This is a genomic window from Cupriavidus sp. UBA2010 (genome assembly GCF_002335265.1).
Taxonomy (GTDB): Bacteria; Pseudomonadota; Gammaproteobacteria; order Burkholderiales; family Burkholderiaceae; genus Cupriavidus; species Cupriavidus metallidurans.
In genome coordinates, this window is the sequence record NZ_DDCI01000023.1 from 194604 (window position 1) to 208217 (window position 13614).

Annotated in this window: 12 protein-coding genes; 11 read left to right on the forward strand and 1 reads right to left on the reverse strand. The window is 65.6% G+C overall.

The annotated features are described in order from the left end of the window. Positions 1-23 precede the first annotated feature (23 nt). From B2246_RS18550 to B2246_RS18565, 4 genes are all read left to right on the forward strand, one after another. Positions 24-917, forward strand: a complete 894-nt coding sequence (locus tag B2246_RS18550; protein WP_008644346.1) for a LysR family transcriptional regulator — start codon at positions 24-26, stop codon at positions 915-917. A gap of 185 nt (positions 918-1102) precedes the next feature. Continuing rightward, entirely contained in the window at positions 1103-4411 is a 3309-nt protein-coding gene (locus B2246_RS18555; RefSeq protein ID WP_286882574.1) for an acetyl-CoA carboxylase family protein, read from the forward strand. 77 nt (positions 4412-4488) lie between these two features. Further along, the gene (locus B2246_RS18560; RefSeq protein WP_008644348.1) at positions 4489-6216 is read left to right on the forward strand and encodes an AMP-binding protein; all 1728 of its coding nucleotides are present in this window, start codon (positions 4489-4491) and stop codon (positions 6214-6216) included. A gap of 61 nt (positions 6217-6277) precedes the next feature. Beyond that, complete coding sequence (locus tag B2246_RS18565; protein ID WP_008644349.1) at positions 6278-7255, forward strand: Bug family tripartite tricarboxylate transporter substrate binding protein; 978 nt, start codon at positions 6278-6280, stop codon at positions 7253-7255. Here B2246_RS18565 and B2246_RS18570 read toward each other — a convergent pair. Continuing rightward, positions 7228-7863, reverse strand: a complete 636-nt coding sequence (locus tag B2246_RS18570; protein ID WP_035883352.1) for a class I SAM-dependent methyltransferase — start codon at positions 7861-7863, stop codon at positions 7228-7230. The genes B2246_RS18565 and B2246_RS18570 overlap by 28 nt on opposite strands. 262 nt (positions 7864-8125) lie before the next feature. On the opposite strand from B2246_RS18570, the gene napE reads away from it, so the two are divergent. The 7 genes from napE to ccmB all read left to right on the forward strand — a co-directional run bounded on the left by napE (position 8126) and on the right by ccmB (position 13612). Beyond that, complete coding sequence (napE, locus tag B2246_RS18575) at positions 8126-8290, forward strand: periplasmic nitrate reductase, NapE protein (RefSeq protein WP_008644352.1); 165 nt, start codon at positions 8126-8128, stop codon at positions 8288-8290. A 95-nt stretch (positions 8291-8385) separates the two neighbouring features. Further along, complete coding sequence (locus B2246_RS18580; RefSeq protein ID WP_035883202.1) at positions 8386-8715, forward strand: chaperone NapD; 330 nt, start codon at positions 8386-8388, stop codon at positions 8713-8715. Next, on the forward strand, positions 8696-11191 hold the full coding sequence (gene napA / locus B2246_RS18585) for a periplasmic nitrate reductase subunit alpha (RefSeq protein WP_286882575.1): 2496 nt from the start codon (positions 8696-8698) through the stop codon (positions 11189-11191). Before B2246_RS18580 ends, napA begins: the two co-directional genes overlap by 20 nt. A gap of 17 nt (positions 11192-11208) precedes the next feature. Continuing rightward, entirely contained in the window at positions 11209-11700 is a 492-nt protein-coding gene (locus B2246_RS18590; RefSeq protein ID WP_008644357.1) for a nitrate reductase cytochrome c-type subunit, read from the forward strand. Positions 11701-11720: 20 nt separating this feature from the next. Then, positions 11721-12308 (forward strand): NapC/NirT family cytochrome c, encoded by a 588-nt coding sequence (locus tag B2246_RS18595; protein ID WP_035883201.1) that lies wholly within the window; start codon positions 11721-11723, stop codon positions 12306-12308. Positions 12309-12311: 3 nt separating this feature from the next. Next, positions 12312-12947 (forward strand): cytochrome c biogenesis heme-transporting ATPase CcmA, encoded by a 636-nt coding sequence (ccmA, locus tag B2246_RS18600; RefSeq protein ID WP_286882576.1) that lies wholly within the window; start codon positions 12312-12314, stop codon positions 12945-12947. Continuing rightward, positions 12944-13612, forward strand: a complete 669-nt coding sequence (gene ccmB, locus B2246_RS18605) for a heme exporter protein CcmB (protein WP_008644365.1) — start codon at positions 12944-12946, stop codon at positions 13610-13612. Before ccmA ends, ccmB begins: the two co-directional genes overlap by 4 nt. The last annotated feature ends 2 nt before the right edge of the window (positions 13613-13614 follow it).

The window sequence follows — 13614 nt, forward strand, 5'->3', positions numbered from 1 at the left end:
ACCGATATTCATTGGATATCATCATGGATCTACGTCAGCTCCAGCAATTCGTCGTGCTGGCCGAAACCGGCAACTTCCATCGCGCCGCCGAGCGCCTGCACATGGCGCAACCCCCGTTGTCGATTTCGATCCGCAAGCTGGAGGAATCACTGGGCACGCCGCTGTTTGTGCGCACCACGCGCGGCGTGCGGCTCACCCAGGCGGGCGAAGCGGCGCTCAACGATGCGCGCCGGGCCCTGTTCCATGCCGGCCAGGCGCGGGCCGCAGCGGTGTCTGCGGCGCTTGGGGAACGCGGCGCGCTGCGTATCGGCTTTGTCGGCTCCGCTACCTATGCGTTGCTTCCCCGTCTCATCCCGGCCTTCCGCTCGGCACACCCTGGCATCGACCTGATCCTTCACGAATCCACGTCGGCCGCGATTCTGGACCGCATCGAACACGGCCAGCTAGACGCCGGACTCGTACGCTTTCCGATCCTCAACAGCGGCCCCTATACGCTGACCCCGCTCGAGTCCGACGCCTTCGTGGCGGCCGTGCCGGCCGACGGGCGTTTTGCCGAGCAGGAGAGCATCGCGTTGAAGGCACTGGCCGACGAGCCCTTCATCATGCATCCCCGTGCCGATGTGCCGAACCTGCAGGCCGTGGCGATGCTGCTGTGCCAGCAGGCCGGTTTCGTACCGCGCATCGCGCAGGAAGCGGTGCAGGTCCAGACCATCGTCAGTCTGGTGGAAAGCGGATTGGGCGTGGCGCTAGTGCCGGGCGTGGCGGCGCGTTACACGAATCGGCGCGTGCGCTTTCTGCGCCTGTCCAGCCCGCGCCCGGCGGCACGTATCGGCATCGCCCTGGCCACGCAGCAGGACACCGACGATCGCCATGTGCAGCGCTTTATCGCTGCAGCGCAGCGAATCGCAGGCGACTAGGCGCAGCGGCACAAGGCCGCTCCAGGCGGCTTCAGGCAGCAATTCCGCAGGGCGGCTGCGGCTATACAGCCGATGCATGGCCGCCATGAAACTTGCGCCATGGGTGCATGCACCTTGCCGCACGCGCCTTACATTCTGGCTTGCATCCGGGCGGTACCGCATCCATCCCTCACGGAATCGAGCCAGTGAAAAAGCTTCTGATTGCCAACCGCGGCGAAATCGCGCTGCGGGTTCAACGCGCCGCGCAGGATCTCGGCATTGCCACTGTCGCGGTGTACGCCACCGACGACGCGCAATCGCGCCATCGCCAGCTTGCCGATGAAGCCATCGCGCTACCCGGCAATGGTCCGGCCGCCTATCTCGATATCGACGCCATTCTCGGCGCGGCGCGCGCCGCTGGCTGCGATGCGATCCATCCCGGCTACGGCTTTCTGAGCGAGCGTGCCGACTTCGCGCAGGCATGCGCGGCAGCAGGTATCACGTTCGTCGGCCCCACGCCCGAGCAGCTTGCCCTGTTCGGCGACAAGGGCCGCGCGCTCGAACTGGCCGCGCAGTGCGATGTCCCGGTGATGCCGGCCACCCCCGGTGGCGCTTCGCTCGACGACGTCCGCGCGTTCTTCGCGGCGCAGCAAGGCAATGGCATCGTGCTGAAGGCCGTGGGCGGCGGCGGTGGACGCGGGATGCGCGTCGTCCGCGATGCCGAAGCGCTGCCCGAAGCCTACGCGCGCTGCCAGTCGGAAGCCCGCAGCGCCTTCGGCATCGAAGCGATCTATGCCGAGCGGCTGGTCGAACGCGCGCGCCATATTGAAGTGCAAATCATCGGCGATGGGACCGAGATCATCGCGCTCGGCGAACGCGACTGCACGCTACAGCGCCGCTTCCAGAAACTGGTGGAAATCGCGCCGAGCCCGGTGCTGACACCCGCCCTGCGCGATCGCATCGTGCAGGCCGCCAGCAGAATCGCAAGGCACACCGGCTACCGCAGCCTGGGCACGTTCGAGTTCCTGGTGGAGACCGACGACGCCGGCACGCCCCACGGCTTCGTGTTCATCGAAGCCAATCCCCGTCTGCAGGTAGAGCACACCATCACGGAACAGGTGACGGGTCTCGATCTCGTTGCCCTCCAGCTTGGCCTTGCCGATGGCCGGAGCCTGCGCGACCTGGGTCTCGACCCCGCCGCGCCGCCGACAGCGCGGGGCTTCGCTGTTCAGCTACGCATCAATGCCGAGGCCACCGATGCGCAGGGCCAGGCGCGCCCGGCGCAGGGAAGGCTCGAACGCTTCGATCCGCCTACCGGGCCGGATGTTCGCGTCGACACCCACGGCTACACCGGTTACGCGCCGCCTGCAGGCTATGACTCCCTGCTGGCCAAACTGATCGTGAGCACCGCCTCGCCCCGTTTCGAAGACGTGGTGCGGCGCGTGCGGCGTGCGCTCGGTGAGTTCCGTGTTGACGGCGTGCCAAGCAACCTCGACCTGCTGCGCGCCCTGGTGGCACGCGAAGACTTCGCGACGCAGCACGTCCATACGCGTCACTTCGAGGCGATCCTTCCGGAACTGCTGACCGCCGCGCAACGCGTGGCGGCCAGTGACGCAGCGCGACAGGCTTCCATCGGTATCACGCAGACCGCCCCCGTGCCTGTGCCGGTGCCGACCGCTACTGCCGAGGCCATCGACGAAGGACTGGTTGCAGTGCGCGCGCCAATGAACGGGCGCGTGGTCGAGATGCGCGTTCAGGAAGACGACATTGTGCAACCGGGCCAGATCGTGGCGATCCTCGACGCGATGAAGATGGAGCACACCATCGCGGCCGAGTGCGCGGGGCGTGTGATCGATGTGCGCGTCGGTGCCGCCGGCCAGACTATCGAAGGGCAAATCCTGCTCGTGCTGGAGCCGGTGGCTGACGCCGGCGTCGCGCATCACCGCAGCGAAGCGGCCGACCCACGCGCGATCCGCCCCGATCTGCAGCGTGTACGCGATCGCGATGCGTTCCTCGATGATGCCGCGCGGCCGGACGCGGTGGCGAAACGCCATGCGCGCGGCCAGCGCACCGCGCGCGAGAACGTGGCTGATCTGTGCGATGCAGGCAGTTTCGTCGAGTACGGCGCCTATGCGGTAGCCGCGCAGGCCAGCCGACGCAGCGCCGAGGACCTGATCGCCAATACGCCGGCCGATGGCCTGATCACCGGCACCGGCCGCATCAACGGCACCCGATTCGCACCGGAGCGCGCGCGCTGCGCGGTGCTGGCGTACGACGCCACGGTCCTGGCGGGCACGCAGGGCAAGCGCAACCACATCAAGACAGATCGCATCCTGCAGGTGGCCGCCGAACAGAAGCTGCCAACCGTGATCTTCGCGGAAGGCGGCGGCGGACGCCCCGGCGATGTGGACTTTCCCACCGTTGCTGGCCTCTACCAACCGTCCTTCGCCGCATTTGCCGCGCTGAGCGGCGAGGTGCCGGTGATCGGCATCGCCGCTGGCCGGTGCTTCGCGGGCAACGCGGCCCTGCTCGGCTGCAGCGACGTGATCATCGCCACGCGCGACGCGAACATCGGCATGGCCGGCCCCGCGATGATCGAAGGCGGCGGCCTTGGCGTGTATCGCCCGGAGGACATCGGCCCCGCCGCCGTGCAGTACCAGAATGGCGTGGTCGACCTGCTTGTCGACGACGAAGCCGAGGCCGTGCGCGCGGCGAAGCATTACCTGTCGATGTTCCAGGGCCGCACGCAGGACTGGGAGGCGCCCGACGCGCTGATGCTGCGCGGCGTGGTGCCAGAGAACCGCCTGCGCGTCTACGACACCCGTGCCGCGATCCAGGGCATTGCCGACGTCGGCAGCGTGATCGAGTTGCGCGCGGGCTATGGCACTGGCATGCATACCGCGCTGGCGCGTATCGAAGGCCGACCCGTGGGCATCGTCGCCAACAACCCGCGTCACCTGGGTGGCGCCATCGACGTGGACGGCGCGGACAAGGCCGCTCGATTCATGCAGCTGTGCGATACGCATGGCCTGCCGATCGTCTCGCTGATCGATACGCCGGGCTTTATGGTCGGCCCGGAGATCGAAGCCCGCGCGCAGGTCCGCCATGTGTCCCGCCTGTTCGTGCTGGGCGCCAAGGTGCGCGTGCCATTCATGGCCGTGGTGCTGCGCAAGGGCTACGGCCTGGGCGCGATGGCCATGGCTGCGGGCGGCTTCCGCGCGCCGGCGTTCACCATCTCCTGGCCAACCGGCGAGTTCGGCGGCATGGGACTGGAAGGCGCGGTACGTCTCGGCTTCCGCAAGGAGCTGGAAGTGCTGCCGGCTGGCCCCGAACGCGACGCCCTCTACCAGCAGCTCGTGGCGCAGATGTACGAACGCGGACACGCGATCAATGCCGCAGCCGGGCTCGAGATCGATGCAGTGATCGATCCGGCCGAAACGCGGCGCTGGTTGCTGGCCGGGCTCGATGCCGCCCCACGAGACGAGGCGCCCCGACGCTACGTGGATGCGTGGTAGCCACCGCATTGACTGAACTGCCCCCTGACTCCGCTCCCGCCGTGCCGGAGCGCGGAGCAAATACTCCTGGAGACACGATGGAAGACGCAGCTTTCTTCGCAGATCTTGAAGCGCGGCATCGCCGCATCTGGCCCGCCGGCCTGCCCACCTCACCGCAGTATCCACACGGCGAGATCAGCCTTGGCGAGACCCTGCGCGCATGGGCGCGCATCCAGCCTGAGCGGCCCGCGCTGATCTACTACGGCAGCGAGATCACCTTTGCCGAACTCGACGACCTGAGCGAGCGCTGCGCGGAACTGCTGCGGGGCCACGGCATCGGCCCCGGCAATCGCGTGGCCGTTCTACTGGGCAACTGTCCGCAGTTCCACATCGTGTTCTACGCGATTCTCAAGCTTGGCGCCGTCTATGTGCCCGTGAATCCGCTGTTCAAGGAACACGAACTGGCCTACGAGCTGAACGACGCCGGTGCGACCATGGTGATCGCGCTCGACACGCTTGTGCCGATGCTGATGACGGTGAAGCCGCAGACCAGCGTGGAAACCGTGTTCAGCACATCGGCCGGCGAATTCCTGCCCGCGCATCCCACGCTGCCGGTTCCGGCTGGACTCGACGCCGCGCCCGTGGCGCACGCGGGCACGATCGACCTGATGGCGGCCATCCAGACATGCACGGGAAACGTGCGCGATGTGAGCGTGAATCTCGACGCATTGGCCGCGCTGAACTACACGGGTGGTACCACCGGTATGCCCAAGGGATGCATGCATACCCAGCGCGACATGATCTACACGGCGGCCGCCACGCTGGCGGTCACCAGCGGGCGCGAAGACCAGGATGCAAAGCTGCCGTCGTCGGACGTGATGCTGAACTTCCTGCCGATGTTCTGGATTGCTGGCGAGAACCTCGGGTTGATCTATCCGATCTTCAGCGGCGCCACGCTGGTGCTGCTGGCGCGCTGGGACCCCCTCGCCGTCATGACCGCCGTGGACCGCTACCGCGTCAATCGCACCTTCATGGTCGTCGACAACCTTGTGGAATTACTGCAGCACCCCGAACTTGCACGGCACGACATGCGCTCGCTGCAACATACGCGCGTGGCATCGTTCATCCGCAAGCTGACCGTGGACCTGCGCCGCCAGTGGCGCGCGCTGACCGGCAGCGTCGTGGCCGAAGGCGCCTGGGGCATGACGGAGACGCACACGAGCGACACCTTCACCACGGGGATGCAGACAGACGATATGGACCTGCACGGCCGGCCAGTCTTTGTCGGTCTGCCAGTTCCGGGCACGCGCATCAAGATCTGCGACTTCGAAACCGGCGTGACGCTGCCCGTTGGCGAGGAAGGCGAGATTGTCGTCACCACGCCCTCGCTGCTCAAAGGCTATTGGGGCCGCCCCGACGCCAATGCCGAGGTGTTCCGGGACGGCTGGTTCCGGACAGGCGATATCGGCGCCTATGACGATGCGGGCTACCTGCACTTCCTGGGACGGCGCAAGGAGATGATCAAGGTGCGCGGCATGAGCGTATTCCCGTCCGAACTGGAAGTCCTGCTCGGACGTCATGCCGCCGTACTCGGGTCCGCCGTGGTCGCACGTCCCGATCGGGACAAGGGCCAGGTGCCGGTGGCCTTCATCCGCCTGCGCCCCGGGCATGACGATGTGTCGGCCGAGGCGCTGACGGCATGGTGCCGCGAGCATATGGCGACCTACAAGGTGCCCGAGATCCGCGTGGTGGACGAGTTGCCGATGACGGCAACGGGCAAGGTCAAGAAGGGGGAACTGCAGAAACAGTTCGAGCAGGACGAATAAGAGGCGGGCGGACAGCCTGCCACCGCGCCCCGACACGACCAAGAGAACATTGGAGACAACGATGAACACCCAGCGACGCCACTTGTTGAAGCTCTCCGCCGCGATGCTCGGCGGCCTCGCGCTGCACCGCCCCGCGTTGGCGCAGGCCGTCACCGGCCCGATCCGCATCGTCTTGCCCTATCCGCCCGGCGGCTCCACCGATGCGATCACGCGCTTTATCGCGGACAAGCTCGGTACCGCGCTGAAGACCAACGTGATCGTCGACAACCGCCCGGGCGCGGCTGGCATGATCGGCGCCGCCGCTGTTGCCACAGCCGCGCCTGATGGCCGCACGCTGCTGTTCACGAACACCGCCCTGATCCAGAGCCCGTTGATTCAGCCCCAGCCGCTGTACAACCCGCTGACCGATTTCGAAGCGCTCACTCTCGTGGCGGATGCCGCGCAGGTCCTGGTGGCCAGCGATGCCACCCCGGCCCGGACACTGCCCGAGTACGTCGAATGGGCCCGCAAACATCCCGGCTCCGCCTATGGCAGCCTGGGGGTCGGCTCCACTGGCCATCTGTACGGTGAACTGCTCAAGCGCAAGGCCGGTATCAATATCGTCCATGCCGCCTACAAGGGCGATACGGCGGCCATTGGCGATCTGCTGGCCAACCAGTTGCCGGTGGGCTTCGTCTCCACGGTGATGGCCAAGACCTATGGCGATGCCGGCCGCATCAAGGTGCTGGCAACACTGGGCCGGTCGCGCGTGCCATCAATGCCGAATGTACCGACGTTCGCCGAAGCCGGGCTCAGCGGCTTCGAGTCCATCGGCTGGATCGGCATGCTGGCGCCGGCCCGGACGCCGGCGCCACTGGTGCAGCGGCTATCGAACGAGCTTGCGACGATTATCAGGACGCCTGCCGGTTCGAAGATGCTGATTGACAGCGGCATGTTGCCCAGAGGCACGACGGCGCAGGAGTTCGCCGCGTTGCTCCGACGCGACCAGCAGGTCTGGCAGACGCTCGTGGCTCAGTCGGGCATCAAGGCCGAAGGATGAGGCACGAAGTGGCAGTACAGGAATGACTGCGTGTGCCCCGCCGGGGTTGTATGGGTCTCCGTGGTGTGCGCGACGAGATCGAACGCGGGGGCGAATTCGGCCCGCAGCCCTGCGACGTCGTATCGCGCCACCGGCAGGCCGCTGCACTGCGTGGGCCCGTCCAGCGCGAAGGTGGCGATGATCAGGTGACCGCCGGGCCGGACCGCGCGTCTGGCCTGCGCCACATACGCCCCGCGATCCTCTGACTCAGTCAGAAAGTGAAATACGGCACGGTCATGCCAGAGATCGACGGACGCTTCCGGCAATACCGGCGTGGTGACATCGCCAACGATCCAGCGCACGCCGGCCGCCCGCGCGCCCAGACGGTCCCGCGCGGCGGCCAGTGCATGGCCGGCGAGATCGACAACCACCAGGCGATGAAATCCCTGTGACAAAAGATGATCGACCAGCGTCGCGGCACCTCCGCCAATGTCGGCGATGGTGGCGTCCGCTGGCAGATCGAGCTTGCGGATCAGGTCGAGTGACAACGTCGGCGCAGATTGATACCAACTGACCTCTGTTGGCGGCTTCGTCGCGTAGACAGTCTCCCAGTGATCTTTGCTTTGCATGGCTTTACGGGCGATAGGCATGGTAGGGCCGGCGGCGGGCACGGCGATCTCCGTCGAAGGTACCAGAACCACGCTTTTCCATCTTCAGCGCCTTCGCGCAGGCCACGGTCACGCATCAGATCACGTCTTGATATATTCCACCGCCGTCGGAGCGGCGTGACCACCGCGTGTGGCCGCCTTGACACTTCGCTTAATGGTTTCTTTAATAAGTACGCATAACCGGCGCAAAGTCCGGCAAGCCTGTACATAACCAGAGGCCGCTATGCAATCAGGCAGCGTCGAAGATCCCCAACGCAAAACGGAAGAGCTGCGCAGCTTCCTGTTTCTGACCGCCGTGATGGTGCCCGTGCTCTCGATCATCGTCGTGGCCGGCTATGGCTTCATCGTCTGGATGAGCCAGTTGATCAGCGGACCGCCAACCCATTGAATATTGCCTTTCAGGATTGGCCTTTGGTCCAATGCCCGGGCCATAACAAGGCTGCGACGCTAGGCTGAGCAGCCGAAAAGCTGGAGTCCCCCGCCATGCCAGCATCAGGAGTGTCGATTCCCATCGTGCCCGTGCCGGCCGGCGAAGAGTGGCATATCGCCGGCATCATGGTGTACGCGAACCCGGAAAAGCTCGATGCCGTCTGCACGGCCATCGAGGCCATGACTGGCCTGGAGATCCATGCAATCAGTGACGCCGGCAAGATCGTCGTCACCGCGGAAGCGCCCAGCTCGCGCGCCATCGCCGCGCAACTCACCTGTCTGCATCAACTCGAAGGCGTCTTTTCCGCCACGCTGGTCTACCAGCACAACGAAGATGCCGCCGCCATGAACGAGGAGATCTCCGATGCCACTCACGCGCCGTGATTTCATCAAGCAGACAGCCATCGCCGCCACGGCCTCGGTGGCGGGCGTCTCGCTGCCGACGGATGCGGCCAATTTCGTGACGGACAGCGAAGTCACGAAACTGAAATGGTCGAAGGCGCCCTGCCGCTTCTGCGGCACGGGGTGCGGTGTGACAGTCGCGGTCAAGGACAACAGGGTGGTGGCCACCCAGGGCGACCCGCTTTGCGAGGTCAACAAGGGCCTGAACTGCGTGAAGGGCTACTTCCTGTCGAAGATCATGTATGGGCAGGACCGCCTGACCAAGCCGCTGCTGCGGATGAAGAACGGCAAGTACGACAAGAACGGCGAATTCGCGCCAGTCAGCTGGGATCGCGCCTTCGACGAGATGGAGACCCAGTTCAAGCGCGTGCTCAAGGAGAAAGGTCCGACCGCCGTAGGCATGTTCGGCTCCGGCCAGTGGACCGTATGGGAAGGCTACGCCGCTTCCAAGCTGTACAAGGCGGGGTTCCGCTCCAACAACATCGACCCGAACGCGCGCCATTGCATGGCATCGGCCGTGACCGGCTTCATGCGCACCTTCGGCATGGACGAGCCGATGGGCTGCTACGACGACATCGAGGCCGCCGACGTCTTCGTGCTGTGGGGCTCCAATATGGCGGAGATGCACCCGATCCTGTGGACACGCATCACGGACCGCCGCCTGAGCCACCCCAAGACCCGCGTGGCCGTGCTGTCCACGTTCACGCACCGCTCGTTCGACCTGGCCGATATCCCGGTCATCTTCAAGCCCCAGACCGACCTGGCGATGCTGAACTTCATCGCCAATTACATCATCCGCAATAACAAGGTCAACAAAGACTTCGTCAACAAGTACACGGTGTTCAAGGAAGGCGTGACCGATATCGGCTATGGCCTGCGCCCGGACAATCCGCTCCAGAAGGCGGCCAAGAACGCCGGCAACCCGAACGAATCCAAGCCGATTACGTTCGACGATTTCGCGAAGTTCGTCTCGAAATACGATGCTGACTACGTCAGCAAGCTCTCAGGCGTGCCCAAGAAGCAGCTCGAGCAACTGGCCGAGCTTTATGCCGATCCGAATCTCAAGGTCATGTCGCTGTGGACCATGGGCTTCAACCAGCACACGCGCGGCACGTGGGTCAACAACATGGCCTACAACGTTCACCTGCTGACGGGCAAGATCGCCACGCCGGGCAACAGCCCGTTCTCGCTGACAGGGCAGCCATCCGCCTGCGGCACGGCGCGGGAGGTAGGCACGTTCTCACACCGGCTGCCGGCCGACATGGTCGTCACCAATCCCAAGCACCGCGAGGAAGCCGAACGCATCTGGAAGCTGCCGCCGGGGACCATCCCCGACAAGCCCGGCTACCATGCCGTCCTGCAAAACCGGATGCTCAGGGACGGCAAGCTCAACGCATACTGGGTGCAGGTTAACAACAACATGCAGGCTGCGGCCAACATGATGGAGGAGACCCTGCCCGGCTACCGCAATCCGAAGAATTTCATCGTCGTCTCCGACGCCTACCCGACGGTCACCGCGCTCTCCGCCGACCTGATCCTGCCCACCGCGATGTGGGTGGAAAAGGAAGGCGCGTACGGTAACGCGGAACGCCGCACGCAGTTCTGGCATCAGCTCGTGGACGCCCCGGGCGAGGCGCGCTCCGATCTCTGGCAGTTGATGGAATTCTCGAAGCGCTTCAAGGTCGAGGACGTCTGGCCGGCGGACCTGATCGCGAAGAAACCCGAGTACAAGGGCAAGACGCTCTTCGACGTGCTGTATCGCAACGGCCAGGTCGACAAATTCCCGCTCAAGGAAACCGCGTCCGACTACAACAACTACGAGTCCAAGACGTTCGGCTTCTACGTCCAGAAGGGCCTGTTCGAGGAATACGCGACGTTCGGCCGTGGCCACGGCCACGACCTGGCGCCGTTCGACATGTACCACGAGGCACGCGGCCTGCGCTGGCCGGTGGTCAACGGCAAGGAGACGCGCTGGCGCTATCGCGAAGGCTCGGACCCGTACGTGAAGGCGGGTACCGGCTTCCAGTTCTACGGCAACCCTGACGGCAAGGCCGTGATCTACGCCCTGCCCTACGAGCCGCCGGCCGAGTCCCCGGACAAGGAATACCCGTTCTGGCTGGCCACGGGCCGCGTGCTCGAACACTGGCACTCCGGCTCGATGACGCGGCGCGTGCCGGAGTTGTACCGCGCCTTCCCGAATGCGGTGTGCTTCATGCATCCGGAGGACGCCAAGGCGCTGGGGCTGCGGCGCGGGGTGGAAGTGGAAGTGGTCTCTCGGCGCGGCCGCATGCGCACGCGCATCGAAACCCGCGGACGCGACGCGCCGCCGCGCGGTCTGGTATTCGTGCCCTGGTTCGATGCCAGCCAGCTGATCAACAAGGTCACACTCGATGCAACCTGCCCGATCTCGCTGCAGACCGACTTCAAGAAGTGCGCGGTCAAGATCGTCAAGGTATGAGTACAGGAGGACACGCCATGTTGCCAAGCCGATCCTGGGTCCCCCTGCCCCTGCTGGTCCTCATGCTGGTGGTCATGCTGCTCGGCGTGCCGCTGGCGCGCGCGCAGGGCCTGGTGGACTCGATGCGTGGCCCCACGCCGGTGGCCAACGAGACCTCGCCGCCAATACTGTTCCCGACCGAGAACAAGGACATCCGCCGTACCCGCAACTACACGATGCAACCGCCGACGATCCCCCACAAGATCGACAGCTACCAGCTCGACAAGGACTTCAACCGTTGCATGTTCTGCCACGCGCGCACGCGCACGGAGGAAACACAGGCCATTCCGGTCAGCATCACGCACTACATGGATCGTGACAACAACGTGCTGGCCGAGATCTCGCCACGGCGCTACTTCTGCACGCAATGTCACGTGCCGCAGGCCGATACCAAGCCGCTGGTGAACAACACGTTCGTCGATGTGGACGCGATCCTCAAACGCAGTGGCGGCACCAAGGGTGCCAAATAACCAGGCGACGGTGACCGATCATGTGGGACCTGATCAAGCGCTACTGGCATACCATCAACCGCCCCAGTGCCTACTTCAGCCTGGGATTCCTGACCCTGGGCGGCTTCATCGCCGGCGTGGTGTTCTGGGGCGCGTTCAACACGGCGCTGGAACTCACCAACACCGAGCAATTCTGCACCGGCTGCCACGAGATGCGCGACAACGTCTACCAGGAACTGCAGGGCACGATCCACTTCACCAACCGCAGCGGCGTGCGCGCCAAATGCTCGGACTGCCACGTGCCGCACAACTGGACCGACAAGATGGCGCGCAAGATGCAGGCGTCGAAGGAGGTCTGGGCCAAGATCTTCGGCACCGTGGACACGCGCGAGAAATTCCAGGCACACCGGCTGGAGCTGGCGCAGCACGAATGGGCCCGCTTCAAGGCCAACGATTCGCTCGAATGCCGCAATTGCCACGACTACCAGTCGATGGACTTCACGCGCCAGAGCCCGCGCGCGCAGGCCATGCACTCGACCTATCTGGCCAACAAGGAAAAGACCTGCATCGATTGCCACAAGGGGATCGCCCACCACGTGCCTGACATCTCCAAGGCCGAGGAGCAATAGCCTATGGCCGACGCGGTACTGGAGGCCCGCGAGCTTGGCGTCCGGCGCGGCCATTGCGCTATCTTCCGCGGCCTCGGTATTTCCCTGGCACCCGGCGACCTGTTGCAGGTGATGGGCCCAAACGGCGCTGGCAAGACCAGCCTGCTACGCGTGTTGTCCAGCCTGATGCCGCCCGCCGAGGGCGACCTGTACTGGCGAGGCCGCCCGGTGCGGGCCGGAGACCCCGACTATCTCGCGCAGGTTGCCTACCTTGGCCACGTCAACGGCATCTACCCCGATCTGTCCGCTTTCGAGAATCTTCAGTTCGCCGCTCGCATGGCTGCCCAGCAGCCCGATGCGGAAGCCATGCACCATGCACTGGCCCGGTTTGGCCTCGATCGCGTCGCCGATGCCCCGGCGCGCACGCTCTCGCAAGGACAGCGCCGCCGCGTGGCGCTGGCCCGGCTGGCGCTGACGCCACGCGCGCTATGGCTGCTCGATGAACCGCTGACTTCGCTCGATGACGCATCGACCGAGCGCTTCCACACGCTGCTCGCCGAGCACCTGCAGCGGGGCGGCATCGCCGTAGTTGCCACGCATCAGCGGCTGCCCGCCGAGGGTGCCGTGCTCGATCTCGCCACAGACGCGGGTTCGCCATGATTCAGGCCATCGGCACGATCATCGCGCACGACCTGTCGATCGCATGGCGGCGGCGCACCGGGCTGCTTGCCAGCCTGGTCTTCTTCGTCATCGCCACGAGTCTCTTTCCGCTGGCCATCGGCCCGGACCCGCAGCAGTTGCGCGCGCTGGCGCCGGGCATCCTGTGGGTATCGGCGCTGCTCGCGTCGATGCTGTCGCTGTCGCGGCTATTCACACAGGAACACGAGGATGGCAGTCTCGACCAGCTCCTGCTGTCGCCCCACCCGCTGGCCTTGCTCGTGCTGGCCAAGATCGGTGCGCACTGGCTGACCAGCGGCCTGCCGCTGCTCGTGCTGACGCCGCTGCTGGCCCAGCAATACAGCCTGCCGGCCGGCTCCGCGCTGCTGCTGTCGGCCTCGCTGCTGGTGGGAACCCCTGCACTTAGCCTGATCGGGGCCGTTGGCGCAGCATTGACGCTGGGCGTGCGCGGTGGCGCGGTGCTGTTGTGCATCCTGGTGCTGCCGCTGTCAATTCCTGTGCTGGTGTTCGGCGCCAGCGCGGGCGCGGCGGCCGATGCCGGGCTCGACGTGATCCCGCAGTTTTCGCTACTCGGCGCCTGCCTGGCGCTATCGCTGTTCCTGTGTCCGCTGGCCACGGCGGCAGGCTTGCGCATCGCCATGGAGTGACA

Bases quoted from the DNA above. Each gene is read 5' to 3' on its own strand.
- napA (WP_286882575.1), top strand. From the start codon at position 8,696: ATGCCACTCACGCGCCGTGATTTCATCAAGCAGACAGCCATCGCCGCC.
- B2246_RS18565 (WP_008644349.1), top strand. From the start codon at position 6,278: ATGAACACCCAGCGACGCCACTTGTTGAAGCTCTCCGCCGCGATGCTC.
- napE (WP_008644352.1), top strand. From the start codon at position 8,126: ATGCAATCAGGCAGCGTCGAAGATCCCCAACGCAAAACGGAAGAGCTG.
- B2246_RS18570 (WP_035883352.1), bottom strand. From the start codon at position 7,863: ATGCAAAGCAAAGATCACTGGGAGACTGTCTACGCGACGAAGCCGCCA.
- B2246_RS18560 (WP_008644348.1), top strand. From the start codon at position 4,489: ATGGAAGACGCAGCTTTCTTCGCAGATCTTGAAGCGCGGCATCGCCGC.
- B2246_RS18580 (WP_035883202.1), top strand. From the start codon at position 8,386: ATGCCAGCATCAGGAGTGTCGATTCCCATCGTGCCCGTGCCGGCCGGC.
- B2246_RS18550 (WP_008644346.1), top strand. From the start codon at position 24: ATGGATCTACGTCAGCTCCAGCAATTCGTCGTGCTGGCCGAAACCGGC.
- B2246_RS18590 (WP_008644357.1), top strand. From the start codon at position 11,209: ATGTTGCCAAGCCGATCCTGGGTCCCCCTGCCCCTGCTGGTCCTCATG.
- B2246_RS18595 (WP_035883201.1), top strand. From the start codon at position 11,721: ATGTGGGACCTGATCAAGCGCTACTGGCATACCATCAACCGCCCCAGT.
- ccmA (WP_286882576.1), top strand. From the start codon at position 12,312: ATGGCCGACGCGGTACTGGAGGCCCGCGAGCTTGGCGTCCGGCGCGGC.
- ccmB (WP_008644365.1), top strand. From the start codon at position 12,944: ATGATTCAGGCCATCGGCACGATCATCGCGCACGACCTGTCGATCGCA.